This is a genomic window from Acidimicrobiales bacterium (assembly GCA_035547835.1).
Lineage (GTDB): Bacteria > Actinomycetota > Acidimicrobiia > Acidimicrobiales > Iamiaceae > DASZTW01.
In genome coordinates, this window is the sequence record DASZTW010000017.1 from 219,348 (window position 1) to 236,363 (window position 17,016).

The 17,016-nt window shown below is 68.6% G+C and carries 16 protein-coding genes; 1 reads left to right on the forward strand and 15 read right to left on the reverse strand.

All coding sequences use genetic code 11. From position 1 onward, the window contains the following. Positions 1–39: 39 nt before the first annotated feature. The 4 genes from VHA73_13740 to VHA73_13755 form a co-directional block, all read right to left on the reverse strand. Positions 40–828: a GntR family transcriptional regulator gene (locus VHA73_13740; protein ID HVX19087.1), complete on the reverse strand. Its 789-nt coding sequence runs from the start codon at positions 826–828 to the stop codon at positions 40–42. Positions 829–882: 54 nt separating this feature from the next. Next, positions 883–2,595, reverse strand: coding sequence for an iron ABC transporter permease (locus tag VHA73_13745; GenBank protein ID HVX19088.1), 1,713 nt, complete (start codon positions 2,593–2,595; stop codon positions 883–885). A gap of 1 nt (position 2,596) precedes the next feature. Beyond that, the gene (locus VHA73_13750; protein HVX19089.1) at positions 2,597–3,763 is read right to left on the reverse strand and encodes an ABC transporter ATP-binding protein; all 1,167 of its coding nucleotides are present in this window, start codon (positions 3,761–3,763) and stop codon (positions 2,597–2,599) included. 72 nt (positions 3,764–3,835) lie between these two features. After that, positions 3,836–4,909 (reverse strand): substrate-binding domain-containing protein, encoded by a 1,074-nt coding sequence (locus VHA73_13755; protein ID HVX19090.1) that lies wholly within the window; start codon positions 4,907–4,909, stop codon positions 3,836–3,838. 177 nt (positions 4,910–5,086) lie between these two features. Here VHA73_13755 and VHA73_13760 point away from each other — a divergent pair, with 177 nt between their 5' ends. Next, positions 5,087–6,346 (forward strand): acyl-CoA dehydrogenase family protein, encoded by a 1,260-nt coding sequence (locus VHA73_13760; protein ID HVX19091.1) that lies wholly within the window; start codon positions 5,087–5,089, stop codon positions 6,344–6,346. A 32-nt stretch (positions 6,347–6,378) separates the two neighbouring features. On the opposite strand, the gene VHA73_13765 is transcribed toward VHA73_13760, so the two are convergent. From VHA73_13765 to VHA73_13815, 11 genes are all read right to left on the reverse strand, one after another. Continuing rightward, on the reverse strand, positions 6,379–6,840 hold the full coding sequence (locus tag VHA73_13765; protein ID HVX19092.1) for a nuclear transport factor 2 family protein: 462 nt from the start codon (positions 6,838–6,840) through the stop codon (positions 6,379–6,381). Between the two features lie 8 nt (positions 6,841–6,848). Beyond that, positions 6,849–7,175, reverse strand: a complete 327-nt coding sequence (locus VHA73_13770) for a hypothetical protein (protein HVX19093.1) — start codon at positions 7,173–7,175, stop codon at positions 6,849–6,851. 2 nt (positions 7,176–7,177) lie between these two features. Continuing rightward, positions 7,178–8,071 carry a TIGR03619 family F420-dependent LLM class oxidoreductase gene (locus VHA73_13775; GenBank protein HVX19094.1) on the reverse strand — a complete coding sequence of 298 codons (894 nt, stop codon included), beginning with the start codon at positions 8,069–8,071 and terminating at the stop codon, positions 7,178–7,180. Positions 8,072–8,105: 34 nt separating this feature from the next. Then, on the reverse strand, positions 8,106–9,404 hold the full coding sequence (locus VHA73_13780) for an acyl-CoA dehydrogenase family protein (GenBank protein ID HVX19095.1): 1,299 nt from the start codon (positions 9,402–9,404) through the stop codon (positions 8,106–8,108). Positions 9,405–9,516: 112 nt separating this feature from the next. After that, positions 9,517–10,290, reverse strand: a complete 774-nt coding sequence (locus VHA73_13785; protein ID HVX19096.1) for a glucose 1-dehydrogenase — start codon at positions 10,288–10,290, stop codon at positions 9,517–9,519. Next, a complete protein-coding gene (locus VHA73_13790; GenBank protein HVX19097.1) occupies positions 10,287–11,405 on the reverse strand; it encodes a phosphotransferase family protein in 1,119 nt (372 codons plus the stop codon). The genes VHA73_13785 and VHA73_13790 overlap by 4 nt, the downstream gene beginning before the upstream one ends. Further along, positions 11,402–12,547, reverse strand: coding sequence for a thiolase family protein (locus tag VHA73_13795; GenBank protein ID HVX19098.1), 1,146 nt, complete (start codon positions 12,545–12,547; stop codon positions 11,402–11,404). The genes VHA73_13790 and VHA73_13795 overlap by 4 nt, the downstream gene beginning before the upstream one ends. Next, a complete protein-coding gene (locus VHA73_13800; GenBank protein ID HVX19099.1) occupies positions 12,540–12,983 on the reverse strand; it encodes an OB-fold domain-containing protein in 444 nt (147 codons plus the stop codon). Before VHA73_13800 ends, VHA73_13795 begins: the two co-directional genes overlap by 8 nt. Next, positions 12,980–14,200 (reverse strand): CoA transferase, encoded by a 1,221-nt coding sequence (locus VHA73_13805; protein HVX19100.1) that lies wholly within the window; start codon positions 14,198–14,200, stop codon positions 12,980–12,982. Before VHA73_13805 ends, VHA73_13800 begins: the two co-directional genes overlap by 4 nt. After that, on the reverse strand, positions 14,201–15,514 hold the full coding sequence (locus VHA73_13810) for a CoA transferase (protein HVX19101.1): 1,314 nt from the start codon (positions 15,512–15,514) through the stop codon (positions 14,201–14,203). 167 nt (positions 15,515–15,681) lie between these two features. Beyond that, complete coding sequence (locus tag VHA73_13815; protein HVX19102.1) at positions 15,682–17,007, reverse strand: FAD-binding protein; 1,326 nt, start codon at positions 17,005–17,007, stop codon at positions 15,682–15,684. Positions 17,008–17,016: the final 9 nt, after the last annotated feature.

Consider the following 17,016-nt stretch of genomic DNA (forward strand, 5'->3'; position numbering starts at 1 on the left):
GGATCGTAGGTGACCCGGAGACCCTGAGGCGCTCGAACGTCACCACCAGTCGATCACGTCGTCGAGCTCTCCTCGCAACACGTCAGGCCGGTCCTCGAACTCGGCGACGTGCGCCTCCATGAGGAGTCGGGCCTTGCGATGCCTTCCCGCCACGATGGCGCCGGCGATCTCCAGGTGGGCGGCTCCGATCTCGGGGCGCGCCGCCCAACCGACGGCGTCAGGCACGTGCCGACCGACGATCCAGCCGTAGCTCTGCAAGGAGAGGGCGAGCACCCGGTTGGTCACGAGCGCCGCCACGTCCCAATGGAAGCGCCGATGATGTGCCACTACGGTCCGGCGGTCGATGTGGAGGTCGCTGCCAGGGTCGCCGGGCTGGAGGTGGGGCCCCATCAGGCGCCGCCGCTCGACGCGATCGGGGTGTGTCGCCGCGAGCTCCGCCAGCGTGCCCTCCGCATGAAGCCAGGCGGCATAGAGCTCGTCGTACGTGGCGCCGGCCATCAAGAAGTGCATCGCGGCCATGCGCCCGAACGCGTCGAGGTCGGCCCGACCGACGCTCGGGCCCCCGCGTGAGCCACGACGGATGGCAACGAAACCCTGCGACTCGAGCAGGCGCAAGCCCTCGCGCAGCGATTCGCGGCTCACCTGGTGGTGGTCGGCCAGTGCGGACTCGGATGGGAGCGGGTCGCCCGGAGCGAGACCGCGGGCGATGATGTCGCGCACGATGGAGCGCGCGACCCGCTCGCTCGTCTTCTCGCCACGACCGCGGGGGGCGGAGCGAAGCGGCACCGCTCGGCGCGCGGCACGGGCGGCGACCAAGCGACGGCTCACCCTCGGGCCCGGTGGCCCCCCATTGTCCGGACCGTCACCACGCGCCGCCATCGCTCACAAGCTGCCGAACGATTCGGCGCCGCCCAGCAACAGCGCCACGAACACGCCGACGGTGGTCACCCCCGCCATGATCAGAGCCACCGCCGCCACGAGCGGTGCGCTGCCGTTGCTCCAGTAGTCGAACAGCACGGTGCCCATCACGTTCGTGTGCAGCGAACGCACGAGCACCGATGCGGTGAACTCGTGGGTGAGCAACACGAACATGAGTGCCGCCGCGCCGCCGAGGCTGGATCGCATCATCGGGAGCACGATGCGCAATGTGGTGCGCACCGGCCCGGCGCCGCTGGTGCGGGAAGCTTCCTGGTAGCCCTCGCCGAGCGCCAACAATGACGACATCTGCATGCGCGTGGCGAAGGGCAACATGAGCGTCACGTACACCAGGATCATCACCCACTCGGTGCCATAGAGCACGAACGGGCCTTGGCTGTACGCGAGCAGAAAGCCGACGCCGAACAGCACGGCGGGAACGCCGAGGGGCAGCGCAACGATGAAGTCGAGCATCTTGCCCACCACGGGATAGCGCTTGCCGCGCAAGATGATCGAGGCGGCGACGAAACCGATCGGCAACACGATGATCACCGCGATCAGGGAGAACTTGAGGCTGTTGGTGATGGCCTCGGTGGTCTTGGGATCGTTCAGGATCTTGGTGAAGTTGGCGGTGGAGAACCGCGACATGTCGATCTTGGCGCTCCAGTACTTCGAGAGCGACACGACCACGAGGCCGAACAGCGGCAGCGCGGTGGCGATGAGCGTGTAGACCACCAGGCCCGCAGCCGCGAGCTTCGAGGGGCGGCCGGATTGCCGGAAGCCCTTGCCGCCGTGGGTGACGAAGCGACGCTCGTCTCCGAGCAACACCTTTTGCAGCGCCACGATCAGCACCCCGAACACGAGCAGCGGCGAGCCGATGGCGGCGGCCCGCCCGTAGTACACGGGAGTGGACGCCACCTGGTTGTACATGTCGGTCGTGAGCACCGTGATGCCTTCGTTGGTGCCGAGCAGCAGCGGCGCGGTGAACTGCCCGAGGCCCAACAGCAACGCGACGCCGCCGCCATAGAGCAGCGCCGGACGCAAGAGTGGCAACGTGATCCGCCAGAACACCCCGAACCCCGACGAGCCGCAGACCTGCGCAGCTTCGATGTAGTCCGAGGAGATGTTGGCAAAGGCAGAGCGCACGAAGAGGTACACGAACGACGTCAACCCGAAGCCCGTGAGAATGATGATCCACGGCAGCGAGTAGATGTTGACCGGCCCGGTGGTGAGATGGCTCCACCAGGGGAGCTTGCGCAGCCAGGCGTTGAGGTAGCCGGGGCCCGGCGAGAGCAGGAAGGCCCAGCCCGCCACGGAGGCGATCGCGGGCACGACGATGGGCAGCACCGGCAAGATCGCGAGGAACCTCGCACGGCGCGGGAGCCGGCTCGCAGCCCAGGCGAGCAGTGTTCCGAGTACGAGGCCGATCACGAGCGACCCGGCTGCGAGCCCGATCGTGTACGTGATCGTGCGGCCGAAGTCGGGGCGACTGAACGCGCCGTGGTAGCTGTCGGCGCCGGAGCCGCTGAACGCCCTTGCCTGCAGCCGGTACAAGGGCACCAGCACGAGATACGCGATGGCAACGAGGAACGCGAGGCTCCCCACGTAGCGGAGGGTGGAGCGCGTGTCGATGCGCCACACCCGGGTTGCCCGACGGGTCACCGGCAAGGCGATCGCCATGTCACACGACCGCAGGCTCGGAGCTGGCTGAGGGCTGGCCCTGGCCGTCCGACAGGTCGGCGGCGCCGGCTCCGGTGTCGGGGTAGGCCGCCACGCGGCGCGGGTCGATCGCCAAGACCACCGAGTCGCCGCGCGTGATCGAACGGGTCCACGACTCCTCGCCGCCACGCAGCATCCGGGTGCGGGCATGGCAGGCGCCGGCTTCGAGGGAGAAGTTGCGGTGGCGGCCGCCGAACTCGGTGTCGACCACCAGGGCGGTCACGCCAACCTCGTTGGGCTCGAGCTGTTCCTCGGATGCCAGCAGGCGGGTGTCGTCCATGCCGAAGCGCACTGCCGTGGGCGCGTTCCAGGTGAGCTGGTCGACGGCTCCGAAGACCGGGGCCCCGCCAGCCCACCACTTGCCGTCGTTGCGCTCGAACACCAGCCGGTTCGACAGGCCGATGAAGCCCGCCACGTATTCGGTCGCCGGGTGCTCGAACACCTCTGCGGGGGTGCCGAGCTGCTCGAGGTGGCCGGCGCGCATGATGGCGATGCGCTGGCCCAAGGCGAGCGCTTCGCTCTGGTCGTGGGTGACGTAGATGGCGGTGAATGGCCGATCGCGGTGCAACCGGTGGATCTCGGCTCGCATCTGGTCACGCAGCCGCGCGTCGAGATTGCTCAAGGGCTCGTCGAACAAGATCACCTGGGGTTGCGCAGCGAGGGCACGGGCGAGCGCCACGCGCTGTTGCTGACCGCCACTGAGCTGCGCCGGGTAGCGGTCGAGGAGGTCGTCGCACTCGACGAGCCGCGCGGTCTCCTCGACACGACCCGACTTCAACGCCGCGCGCTGTCGACGGGCACGCAGTGGGTACCCGATGTTCTTGCGCACGGTCATGTGCGGCCACAGCGCGTACGACTGGAAGACCATGCCGATGTGGCGACGGTCGGGGGGCTGGTTCACGCGCTTGTCGGCCGCGAACACGGTGGTGCCGCCGATGGTGATCTCGCCCTCGTCGGGGCGTTCGAGACCGGCGACGCTGCGCAGCGTGGTGGTCTTGCCGCATCCGCTCGGTCCGAGCAGCGCCACGAACTCGCCTTCGTTGATGTCGAGCTCGAGGTTCTCGATGGCGACCGAAGGTGGCTTGCCGTCGAACTGCTTGCGGAGCCCGTTGATGGTGACTCGCGACATGTCGTGTCCCCCAAGGATGCGTGGGAGCCGGCCGGGGCGCGCACTCCCCGGCCGGCTGGTGGTGGAACGTGGTTACTGGAAGAGCTTCTTGAACTCGGCGTCGAAAGCGGAGACCGCGTCAGGCGTGAGCTTGGACGGGTCGGGCTTGCGCACATCTTTCACCGAGATGACGGCGCCGGCCACGTCGGGCAACGCCGAGCCCGACTTGCGTGCGATCGCCTCTTGGCCGCCGGTGGTGACCATGAAGTCGCCGAGCAGCTGCGCGGCGTTGGGGTGCGGTGCGTTGGCGGTGATCTGCGTCCAGAAGCGCACGCCCCAGGCAGGCTTGGGGACGAGGAAGTCGACGGGGGCGCCGTTGGCCTTCTCGTCGACCAGTGCTTGGACGGCGAGCCCGACCGACAGCTGGCCGGAAGTGACGTTCTGACCGATCTGCAGCACGCTCGGGAACACCTGCGGGTTGAGGGCAGCGAGCTTTTGCACGAAGTCGTTGCCGTTTTGCTCCTGCAGGTAGAAGTAGAAGTCGACGACTGACGGTGAAACGGTGGCGTCGTTGATGCCGATCTTGCCTTTGAACTTCGGGTTCAGCAGGTCTTTGTAGGACTTGATCCCTTCGGGCACCTGCTGGGTGTTCCAGCCGATGGCGAACACGGCTGCGCTGGTCACGAACGAGCCGTGCTCGTTGATGTTGTCCGCCTTGTCATAAGCGGCCGCGTCGAAGTCGGGGCCGGTTGGCTTGGTCCACCAGCCAGCGGCGCCCTTGTCGTTGATCCACGAAGCGTCGGAGATCGCGACCAGGTCGGCCACGGGCTTGTTGGCCGTGTGCTCGGCGCCGACCTTGGCCTCGATGGTGGCGTCGACGTCGCGCAGGATGTCGACCTTGATGCCGTACTTCTTCTTGAAGCGCTCGGCGAGGTCGTTGAGCTGGTCAGTCCCCTGGCTGGAGTAGATCGTGACCGACCCCTCCTTCTTGGCGGCATCGATCACCTTCTGCCAGGCCGGCGTGACCTTGGCGACCGGAACGGTGGAGCCGGTTGAGTCTGGGGTCGCCGCCTTGCTCGACCCTGAGCTGCCGCAGGCAGCGAGTGCCACGAGCGCAACAGCGAAGACGCCTACGAAGCGCCATGGACGACGGAGCTTGGTGTTCACCACGGGTCCCCCTGGATCGGAGCGGCGTGCCGTCACGCGACTCGCTATTTCTCATGAGGTTAATCAGGACCGGTCAACCCGTCAACGGAGATTTCGACAATCCTCCGGAGATTTGAGCCACCCGTCACGCGGCCAGCAGGCACTTGACAGATGATCCTCATGATGTTTACTACGTGGATGGACTCCTCCGTAGCGCCCGCGCCGACAGCCGAGACGATCGAGGCGTTCACCGAGCGCTCGAAGATCTGGCTGGACGACCACGCAAAGCCGCTCGGAACGGTGACGACCGCAGGCGACGAACACGATGTGTCGGTCTTTCGCGACATGTCACACGACGACGAACGGGCGCTGCTCGACGGGCTCATGGCGTGGCAGCAGGCCAAGTTCGACGCCGGCTTCGGTGCGCTCACCAGCCCCGTGGAGTGGGGCGGGGCAGCGCTCGGCGCGTCGTACGAGCGAGCGTTTCGGTCCCTCGAGGCCAACTACGAGCTGCCCGGACACCACGAGACGTTCAGCGTGACCCGCTACCTCGTGGCACCGACCGTGCTGGCTTACGGCACCCACGAACAAAAGGAGCGGTTCGTTCGCCGCTTCCTCCGCACCGAGGAGCTGTGCTGCCAGCTCTTCTCCGAGCCCGGCGCGGGCTCCGACCTCGCGGGGTTGAGCACGCGGGCGGTCCGCGATGGCGACGAGTGGGTGATCAACGGCCAAAAGACCTGGACGTCGGGCGCCATGTTCTCGCAGTGGGGTGAGCTGATCGCCCGTAGCGATCCTGACGTGCCCAAGCACAAGGGGCAGACCGCGTTCGTGATCCCGATGGACACACCCGGGGTGACCGTGGTGCCGATTCGCCAGATGACCGGTGGCGCCACTTTCAACGAGGTGTTCTTCGACGACGCGCGGGTTCCGGACTCGTTGCGGCTCGGCCCGGTCGGCGAAGGCTGGAAGGTGGCACTCACCACGCTCGGGTTCGAACGCGACCACAGCGGCACCAACGACCACGTGGGCGGCTCGTGGGCACAGGTGCGGGAACTGGCGGAGCGGCTCGACGCGACCGACTCCCCCACGCACCGTCAGGCACTCGCGCGCTTGTACACCCTGCACAAGGTGCGCCAAGCGCACAACGAGCGCATCCAGACCAACCAGCGAGGTGGCGGCACACCTGGCCCCGAGGCCTCGGCCAACAAGCTCCTTTGGACCCGCTGGCTCGCCGCGGTGTCCGACGTGGTGGCCGATCTGCTCGGCCCGCGGATCGTGGCCGACACGGGTGACGCGGGTAGCTATCGCTGGAACGACCACCTGCTCGGCGCCCCCGGGTACCGCATCGCCGGGGGCAGCGACGAGATCCAGCACAACATCATCGGCGAGCGCGTGCTCGGCCTACCCGGTGAGCCACGCGTGGACCGCGACGTGCCGTTCCGCGATGTACCTCGCTGAACACCGCAAACGGCCGTACGGGCCTCGGGGTCTCAGGTGACGGACGTCGGGAGGATCGTGGCACCAGGGGTACTGGCCTCCCAGGTGCACGTGTGCCTGCGGTGGGCGAGGAGCCAAGTTCCGTCGGTTTGCGCGAGCGTGTCGTCGTAGCGCAGGCCGCGCAGGACCATCGTGGCCCGGCCGACTGCAGTGTGAAACGACACCGCTGACGTCGTCGCGGAGGCGGATGCGTCGCCGTCGAACGTCACCACTGTGTTGGCCATCAGGTGCGTCGATGCGCCCTGTGCACCCATGCGGGGGGCCTGGAGCGCGTCGCGGAAGAACGCGCGTATCGCGTCGGCGCCGCGCACCGGAGCGGCGTCGCCGAACTCGATGGCACCGTCGGGGGTGAAGCACGCGGCGACGGCCGTCACGTCGCGCGCGTCGACGGCGTGTGCATAGCGGCCGATGATCTCGAGGATCTGGTCGCGGTCGCTCGTGGGGGGCGACGCCATTGCCGCGGTCAGTCCGACGCGGGCAGCTGCTTGCTGGCGCGCAGCTGGAGCGGCTCGTCGCCGATCGACAACAAACCGCGACCGCCTTTGGTGACGAGCACCTCGAGACCGGCGCCGTCGTGCTGCCAGCGCTTGCCGACGAGCAGCTCACCGTCCCACGCTGCATCCACTTCGGCGCTGCGGTCGCCGCCGGGCTCGACCATCGGGTGACCTCCGCAGCGCAGGTCGGACTCGCCGACCGCCGCGCGCACGATCACGATCTCCGCGTCGCTCACACCGCTCGCCAGCCGTCTGCCCGGCCGCAGTTCCATCTGTTCCCTCGCTTGCACGTGCATCGTCACACCTCCACAGGGGCATGCGGGTGCACACCCAGTCTTTCCGCAGCAGCGCCGAGCGCGGCGCGCTTGGTCGCCGGATCGGCATCGGCCGGCCAGACCTGGTCGGCCCACACCATCACGTGGTCAAAGCCCTCACGCTCGTAGCGCTCGATCGCATCGGGGTCGATCTCGGGCACGCGTACGTAGATCGGGAAGGCACCTCCGATGCCGAGCGCATCGCGGTTGGCGACCACCTGGTCGCGCCAACGGACTGCATCGCTGAACGCAGGCGTGCCCGACGCGAACCAACCGTCTCCGAGCCGGGCGGCGCGGCGCAACGCGAGATCGGTGTTGCCGCCCAGGATGAGCGGCACGTGCATCGGCTCCTCGCACAGCTGCACCCGCTCGACCTGGTAGTGCTCGCCTCGGTGCTCGAAGGGCCCGCCGGCCCACGCCTTGCGCACGACGTCGATGACCTCCTCGAGACGAGCGCCCCGACCGGCGAACGGCACGCCCACCGCGACGAACTCCTCCTCGAGCCACCCCGCTCCCAGGCCGAGGACCAGGCGCCCGTGGCTGAGGTCCTGCAGCGTGTGGCCCATGCGGGCGGTGATCATCGGGGGCCGCAGGGCCGCGAGGTAGATGCCGGTGGCCAGCTGGATCCGCGAGGTCACCGCGGCGCATCCTGCGAGCGCGACCAGCGGATCGACCAGCTTGGTGTTCGGGTCGACGATCGGACCACTGTGATGCTGGTGGCCAGCCGTCCCAGTGGTCGGATGCTCACTGGCGTAGTCGACGGGCAGGACCACGTGCTCGCCCAGCCACAGCGACGCGAAGCCGAGATCGTCGGCTGCTCGGGCGAGCTCGACGAGATCGCCGGGCCGAATGTTGTAGGTGGAGAGCCCGATGCGCATCACGCCTCCCTGTGGGGGCTCGACTCGCTTCGCATCAGACGGCCTCGAGCACGTCCGCGAAGCGGGCGCGGGCAGCGGCCTCGAGCCGGGGCAGGTGCCTGGTCGGGAAGACGTCGTCGGTGCCCTTGTGGCTCTTGAGGATCTGGCGGGCCAGGGTCACCTTGTGCACCTCGGTGGCACCGTCGGCGAGCCCCATGTGGAACGACTCGAGGACCATGGCCGCGTACGGCATCTCCCACGACACGCCCAGCGAGCCGTGGATCTGCACGGCCCGGCTGGCGACGTCGTGGAGCACCTTGGGCATCGCGGCTTTCACCGCAGAGATGTCGGCGCGGACACGCTGGTAGTCGTCGTACTTGTCGATGCGCCACGCGGTGCGCATGACGAGCAGCCGGAACTGCTCGAGTTGGATCCACGACTCGGCGATCATGTCCTGCACGAGCTGCTTTTGGGCCAGCAGCTCGCCTTGCGTCCACCGCGACAGAGCGCGCTCGCACATGTCGTCGAGGGCCTGGCTCACGAGCCCGACCGTGCGCATGGCGTGGTGGATGCGGCCGCCACCGAGTCGGGTCTGGGCCACGACGAAGCCTTGGCCGCGCTCGCCGAGGAGGTGGTCGACCGGGATGCGCACGTCGCGGTAGCGCACGTACGAGTGGGTACCGTGACTTTTGTCGTGGCCGTAGAGGCCGACGTTGCGCACGATCTCCACGCCGGGGGTGTGGGCCGGCACGATGAACATGGACATGCGCTTGTGGCGATCGGCGTCGGGCTCGGTCACCGCGAGGAGCACCAGGAACGACGCAAAGTTCGCGTGCGACGAGAACCACTTCTCGCCGTTGATGACCCACTCATCGCCGTCGAGCTCGGCACGGGTCACGAACCCGGTGGGGTCAGAGCCGCCGCGTGGTTCGGTCATCGAGTAGGCCGACACGGTCGTCTGCTCGAGCAGCGGCTTCAAGTACCGCTCCTTGAGCATGGGCGTGCCGTAGTGGGCGAGGATCTCGGCGTTGCCGGAGTCAGGGGCGTGGCAGCCGAACACGATCGGGGCGCAGTGGGAGCGGCCGAGGATCTCGTTCAGCAGCGCCAACTTCACCTGTCCGTAGCCGGGTCCGCCGAGGCTGCCACCCAGGTGGCACGCCCACAACCCTTGCTCGCGCACCTTGGCTTGCAGCGGCGGCACGAGCGCCTGCCGCACCGGGTCGTCCATGTTCCAGGCGTGTTCGACCACACGGTCGACCGGCTCGCACTCTTCGCGCACGAACGCGTCGGCCCAGTCGAGCTTGGCCTGGTAGTCGGCGTCGGTCTCGAAGTCCCAACTCATGGTGTCCCCCATGTCCCAGCTGCGTCGTGGATGGCGTGGCGTCCGCTCATGACATTAACATCATGAGGAATAGAGGGCTAGTCAAAGTTCGCCGTCATCGTCACCGCCTGTGGACGGGGCGTGCTCAGCTCGGGAAGGGTGAGGTGACGTTGATGCCGCCGTCGAGGGTGAGCACGTGGCCGGTCATGAACGACGAGGCGTCGGATGCCAGGTACAGGGCGGTACCGACGATCTCTTCGGGCTCGGCGAGGCGGCCGAGCGGGTAGCGCTCGGCTGCGAACGCCTTGAACCCGTCGACGTCCCAGGCCTTGGAGATGTCGGTGAGGAACGGGCCGACCATCACGCCGTTGGCGCGCACCGCAGGTCCGTAGGTGATGGCGAGACCGGCGGTGAGGTTGTTGAGCCCGGCTTTGGCAGCGGCGTAGGGGATGTCGTTGCGGCCGGGGTGCACGGCGGCGAGGCTGGAGATGTTCACGATCCTGCCGCCGTCGCCGGCCGCCATCCGCTCGCCCACCAGGGCGCTGAGGCGGAACGGCCCTTTGAGGTTCACGCCGATCACTTTGTCGAACAGCTCCTCGGTGACCTCGGCGAGGCTGGGGTACAGGGGTGCCATGCCGGCGTTGTTGACGAGGATGTCGACCCGGCCGAACTCGCCGTAAGCCGCCTCGACAAGGCCGTCGATCTCTTCCCAGTGGCCGATGTGGCAGCCGTGGGCGTATGCCTTGCGGCCGGTGGCGGAACGGATCTCCTCGGCGAGCGCCTCGCACGCCTCGACGCGTCGGCTGGTGATCATCACATCGGCCCCGCACCGAGCGAACGCCGTGACCATCTCCTTGCCGAGCCCGCGCGACCCGCCGGTCACCAGGGCGACCTTGCCGGTCAGGTCAACGTCGATCATGTGATGGTCTCCAAGGTGCGCTTGGCCCGGCGGGCCAGTCGGGGCGGGTACGAGGCTTGCTGGGCCATGCGCTCGTCGGTGCTCTCGCCGCGCAGGTAGCGGATCGACAGCTGTTGGCACACGACGGCGATCTTCCAGCAGGCGAACGCCTCGTACCAGGTGATGGTGTCGAGTGCGGCGCCGGTGCGGCGGTGGTAGTGCTCCGCGACCTGGGCGCGCGGCGGCAGACCCATCAGCTCCATGCCGGGCACGTGCAATGGCCGGTCGCCGTCGACGTCGCTGGGGTCGGGCCAGTAGTTCAACAACATTCCGACGTCCGCGAGTGGGTCTCCGAGCGTGGCCATGTCCCAGTCGAACACTGAGGCGACGCGGTCGGGCTGGCCGGCGTCGAACTGGCAGTTGTCCATCTTGAAGTCGTTGTGCAACAAGGTCGGAGCCGGGGACGCGGGCCGGCTTGCGGCGAGCTCGCGCCCGAGCTCGGCCATGATCATGTCGACTTCGGGGGTGGCCACGAGCTCCCAGCGCTTGCGCCAACCGTCGAGCTGGCGCTCGAGGTAGCCGGCGGGCCGGCCGAGGTCGCCGAGGCCGCACGACGCCGGGTCGACGAGGTGGAGGTCGGCCAACGCGTCGACCACCGCGAGCCCGGCGCGTCTGGCCACGTCGGCAAGCCCGGTGAACGATGGGGGCCAGCCGCCCCACACGACCACACCGTTGCGGTACTCGGACACCACGAAGTCGCTGCCGATCACGTCGTGGTCGTCGCAGAACAGGTAAGCGCGTGGCGCCCGGTCGTAGGCCTGCCACAGCTTCGACAGCACGCGGTGCTCGCGGCGCATGTCGTGCGCGCCTGGGGCGATGGCGCCCATCGGCGGCCGGCGCACGACCACGGGTAGGTCGGAGCCCGCAAAACGCGCCAGGTAGGTGAGGTTGGCGTGGCCGTTGGGAAACTGCAGGACCGACATCGGACCATCGACGCCGAGGCCGAGGTCGCGCAGGCGCGGGGTGAGGTAGGCCTCGAGCGCCGCCCAGTCGAGCTCTTCGCCCGGTCGCACGGGCGCGAGCTCGGGCAGGTCGACGCGCGGCGCGTTCGCGTCGGCGCCAGGCACGGTGGTCACCGGGTGAGCACCGTGCAGGCGCTGATGCCGGGCGCGCCGTACACGTGCGTGAACGCCGCGCGGGGCTTGCCGGGCACCTGGCGCGAACCGCCTTGGCCGCGCAGCTGCACCACGTTCTCGTGCACCTGGCGCAGGCCCGACGCGCCGATCGGCTCGCCATTGGCGATGCAACCACCATCGGTGTTGATCGGCAGACAGCCGCCGATCTCGGTGTCGCCCGCCTCGATGAGCTTGGGCTGGTCGCCATGCGCGCACAGGCCGGTCTCGGCCATGTGCATCAGCTCTGCGCCCGATTCGGTGTCTTGGATCTGGGCAACGTCGATGTCGTCAGGCGACACGCCCGCGGTCTCAAAGGCAGCTCGGGCCGCCTGGGTCGTCGGGCCATCTGACCGCTCGGGAGCCAGGCCCGGGCTGAACACCTCGAACGTGCCGTACTGGCGCGAGCGCAGCACCGACGCGTTCACATACACCGGCGTGTCGGTGTAGCGGTGTGCCTGGTCCGCGCGGCACAGCACCAACGCCACGCCGCCCTCGCCGGGTGAGCAGAACATGTACTTGGTCAGCGGGTGGCTCAACATCGCGGACGACGCGATCTCCTCAGCCGAAATGGACTGGCGCCGCCACGCGTTCGGGTTCCCGGCACCGTTGCGGTAGGCCTTCGCGGCGATGAGCGACAGCACCGCCGGGTCGATGTCGTGGTCGTGCAGGTAGCGCTGGATCTTCACGCCGAAGAACTGTGTGGTGACCATCAGTCCGACCTCGCCGTACCAGTCATCGAGGCCGTAATCCGCTGGGCTGGCGTTGAACGCGCCGCGTGGGTGCTTGTCGAATCCGACCGCCATGCCCAGGTCGTACTCTCCCGACGCGATCGCCCGAGTGGCCATCGCGAGCGCACTACCGCCGGTCGCGCAGCCGTTCACCACGTTGACGAACTCGATGCCGGTGAGGCCCAAGTCGTTGACGAGCGCGTCGGCGTTGCCGGCGTCACTCGAGCCGCCGAACGCGAACTGCATGTCGCGCCACGCACAGCCCGCGTCGCGCAGCGCTGCCCGAGCGGCCACCGCGCCCTGTGCCCGGCCCGACACACCGTCGGTCCGGCCAAAGGGGTGCATCCCGATCCCCACGATCGCCACATCAGGCATTGGTCACCTCCGCTGCGTCCACTGGGCGGAACGCGTACGAGCAGGCCGTGGTGCCGTCGGCGCCACGGTGGAAGGGCTCGAGCGTGAGCTCCATCGCCATCCCGATCTCGAGCTGGGCCGGGTCCGCCACAGCCAGCCGCGCCTCGACGAGCACCTCGCCGCCGAGGTCGACGTAGCCGAGGCCGAACGGCGTGAACGGATCGTCCGCCGCCAGATAGGGAACCTTCGGCGCAAATCCCTGCACCGTGAAGCCCCACAACGTGCCCGAAGCGGGCAACACGTACCGATCGACGTCCTCGCCGGTGCAGCGCGCACACGAGCCCTGCTCGGGGAAGCTCACCGCGCCACAGCCGCGGCACTTGGACCCAACCAGCCGGGGGCCACCATCGGTGTCGACCATGACCGGCTCTGTCACGTTGGTCATCGGACCACTCACGGCTGTCCTCCTTGGGTTTGGCCCACTTCGGCGAGCACAGCTTCGGTGTCGGCTCCGAGCGTCGGCGCAGGACGCAAGAGTGGGTCGTAACCCGACAGCCCGAGTGGCAGGCCCGGGTGGGGCACGTCCTTCCAGTAGCCGTGATCGAGCGGCACGAAGAAGCCCCGCTCCCGCATGTGCTCGTCGTTCAGCACGTCTTCGGGGGCATTGACCACGCCGACGGGCAGCGATCGCTCCTGGCCCTCGTGGTACAGGTCGCTGGCGTTCTGGAGCAGGAAGAAGACCTCGAGCACGCCCTGCACGTGGGGGAACTGGGCCTGACGGTGAGCGACGTCGTCATAGGCCGGGTCGGTGAGGTCCGCAGCAAGTCCTTTGCTGTCGAGCCAGCTCACCATGCTGTTCCACGGCTTGGTGTCGGCCAGGATCAGGGCGAAGTAGATGTAGCCGTCCGCGCAGCGAAACAGCGCCGGTTGGGTGGGTGACGGCTGGGCGTGGCGGCACGTCTGCCGTTGCACGAGCGCCTTTGGGTAGAAGTAGTAGGGGTTCGCGAGCTCACAGGTGACCGCACACGAGTCGTGCATGGCGACGTCGATGAGGTCGCCGCGACCGGTCTGATCGCGGGCCACCAGAGCGAGGGCGGCCCCGATCTCGGCGAAGCTGGCGGCGCTGTGGTAGCCCTGCCCGCCGCCGGGCCGGATGGGTGGGATCGAGTGGTCGTCGTAGCCCGAGGTGTTCAACAGCCCGCTCGCGGCGAGGCCGACGAGGTCAGAAGAGCGGTAGTCGGCCCATTCGCCGGTGAGGCCGAACGGGGTGATCGACACGACCACCAGACGCTCGTGGGTGTCGATGAGCTCGTTCAGGTCGAGGCCGAGCGTGCGCAGCTCGATGGGGTGCAGCGCGGAAACGAACACGTCGGCGGTGGCGAGCATCGCGTCGAGGTGGGCTCGTCCTGCGCTCGTGTGGAGGTCGAGGACCACGCTCCTCTTGGAGGAGTTGTAGTACCAGTACGTGAGGGACGTCTCCGGCCCCTCCTGACCGTCGGCGTAAGGGCCGACGTGGCGTGAGGGCGCACCCTCGGGCGGTTCGACCTTCACGACTTCCGCTCCGAGCTCGGCGAGGCGCAGCCCGGTGAGCTCACCGGCCGGGTCGTCGGCGATCTCGATGACCGTGATGCCGGCGAGCGGACCTGCGCTGCTCGCTGCTTCGTCGGTGCCCACTCAGATCACCCCCTCTGCGGCGAGCCCCGCCTGCTCGTCCTCGTCGAGGCCAAGGAGGTTGCCGTACACGTAGGCGTTGTCTTCACCGAGCAGCGGCGCGGAGCGCCAGTGGTCGGGCTTCATCCGCGTGGACACGAACGGCAGTCCTTCGAACAGGGCTGGACCGATCACCGGGTGGTCGAGCTCGAAGAACGTGCCATGGGAGCGGATCTGCGGGTCAGTTTCGGTGAGGTCGCGGGCGTCTTGCACGGCGCCCGCACGCACACCTGCTCTTTGCAAGCGGTGCATGACGTCGTGGCGGTCGCGGCTCTCGGTCCACTCGCTGATGTGCTTGTCGAGATCGTCTTGGTGGTCGAACCTCGAGGCCTGGGTGGCGAACCTGGGGTCGTCGGCCCACGTCGGCGAGGCCATCGTGTCGACCAGCGCCTGCCATTCGGCGTCGTCGAACACCGCGATCGCCACCCAACGGTCGTCGCCAGCGCACGGGTAGACGCCGTGCGGCGCGGCCTGGGGGTGGTCGAGGCGGTTGCCGAGCGGGAACTGGTCGTTGCGGGTGGACCGATGGTTCACGGCCACGTCGAGCAGCACGGGGCCGAGCAGCTCGACGCCGGCTTCCACCGCCGACACGTCGACGTCGCAACCCTGACCGGTGCGGCGCAGAGCGAAGATCGCAGCCACGAGCGCGAGCGAGTTGTAGTACGCGGCTTGGTTGTCCATGTAGGACAGGCCCCAGCCCGATGGCTCGCGTCCGGGCAGCCCGCTCACGTGAGTGAGGCCGCTGACGGCCTGCACGACGGGCCCGTAGCTGCGGTAATGCTGGTGCGGGCCGGAGTGCCCGAACCCGCTCATGCGCGCGTAGATGATGTCGTCGCGCAGGGAGCGCACGTGCTCGGATGTGAGGCCCCAGCGCTCCATCACGCCCGGCGCGAAGTTCTCGGTGACGGCATTGCTCGACGCGATCAGACGCTCGGCGAGCTGGCGACCCTTGTCGGTGCGCATGTTGAGCGTGATGCCGAGCTTGTTGCGGCTGTAGTTGTTGAACAGGCCGCCCTTGTTCGGATCTGGGTTGGGGTCTTCTTGGCCGTAGGGTCGCGCCGGCTCGTCTTTGTAGATGGGGAGGCGGCGGGGCATGTCGAGGCGTGTGCGGTCCTCGATCTTGATGACCTCGGCGCCGAAGTCGGCAAGCAGGCGGGTGGCCAGGGCGCCGACGCCCATCCAGCAGAAGTCCGCGACGCGGATGCCCACGAGCGGACCGCTACGCGGCCGCGGCGTGCGGTCGAGCGTGGGTCCCTCGGTCTCCTGAGGCGAGCTCATCGTCGTCCCCCTGCTCGTTCTTCACGTCCCGCCTGTGCGGGTCGCTCGGCGCATCGCCGATCCCGACCGTACCAATTCCTCCGGAGGTTCGTCAACTTTCCTCATGAGGATTAGCGCGTCGTCTTGCCGTAGCGGGGTCCAGACCGGCCCACAAGCTGCCGGAATCTTCAGGCCGCTGCGGCGCAAGCGGTGCGTGCAGCACGCAGTCCGAACACCAAGGCGTTGGCGAGCCCGCCTGCGTACGCGCGCACGAACACCCCGCCGCTGTCAGCACCAGCGGCGAGCAGACCCGGGATCGGGTGGCCGGCCTCGTCGAGCGCACGCGCCTGGTCGTCGATCAACAGACCACCGAAGGTGAAGGTGATCGCGGGCACCACGTCGACCACGTAGTAGGGCGGCTGGTCGAGGGGCGCACGGTCGTAGCGTCGGGTGGGCTCGGGCCCACCGTTGCGACACGCCTCGTTGAAGGCCTCGATCGTGGCGCGCACCTTGCTGCCGGGATAGCCCCACTCGGGCGGCAGGTACTCGAACTCCTCGAGGTCGGCCGCGGTGGCGATGCGGCCGCCCGAAGCGCGGGCGATCTCGAACTTGTCGATCGGGGCAGCACCCACCACGAACGGCGTGACATACCACTGCTCGTACGTGCGCTGGTCAGCGATCATCAGTGCCCGGCTGCCAGGCTGCTCGAGCACGGCCTGGGTGTTGAGGTGATCGCCCAAGGTCTCGTCGGCGAACCGCGAGCCTTCGGTGTTCACCAGCACGGCGTGCTCGCTGCAGTACATCGACTTCATCGCGAACTGCGTGGGCTCGTCGTAGCGGATGCCGAGCGGGATGAGGTGGCCGTAGAACCCCGCGTTCGGTTTGCCGAAGCGCGCCCCGGCCTCGAGGCCGAGGCGCAGGCCGGCGCCGTCGCTGCGGGGGTTCGACCGCAGCACCATCTGTGGTGCCTCGGGGTGGATGTGCTGGGCGCGCAGGCCGTCGTCGCCTTGGTAGCCGCCGGTCGCCAGCAGGGTGTTGGCGGCCTCGATGGTGCGCGGCCCCTCGGGCGTGTGCACCTCGGCGCCCACGACCCGGGGGCCGTCGAGCAGCAAGCGTTCGGCGGTGGAGTCGAGCAGCACCTCGCAGCCGTGGGCGTCGCGCAGCAGTCGGCTGCAGATGCCGAAGTACTGGGTGGTGTCGACGTGGCGGCCCCGCCCGAAGCGCATCATGTCGATCGGCGCCTCGCAGGCCACGCCGAGCGACTCCATCCACTCCACATCGGCCTGCACGTCGTCGACAAGCGCGCGGGCCAGCGCCGGGTCGCCGCCAGGGTTCTCAGCGCGCAGCACGGTGTAGGTGGGCGCCGTCCAGACGTAGCCGGCGAACGCGGCAGACCCGCCGACCGCGGAACCCTTCTCCACCACCACGGCGGTTCCGCCATGTTGGGCCACCCAGGTGGCGGCCGACATGCCGGCCATGCCGCCGCCGATCACCAGGAGGTCGACCTTGCTCATCAGCCTGAC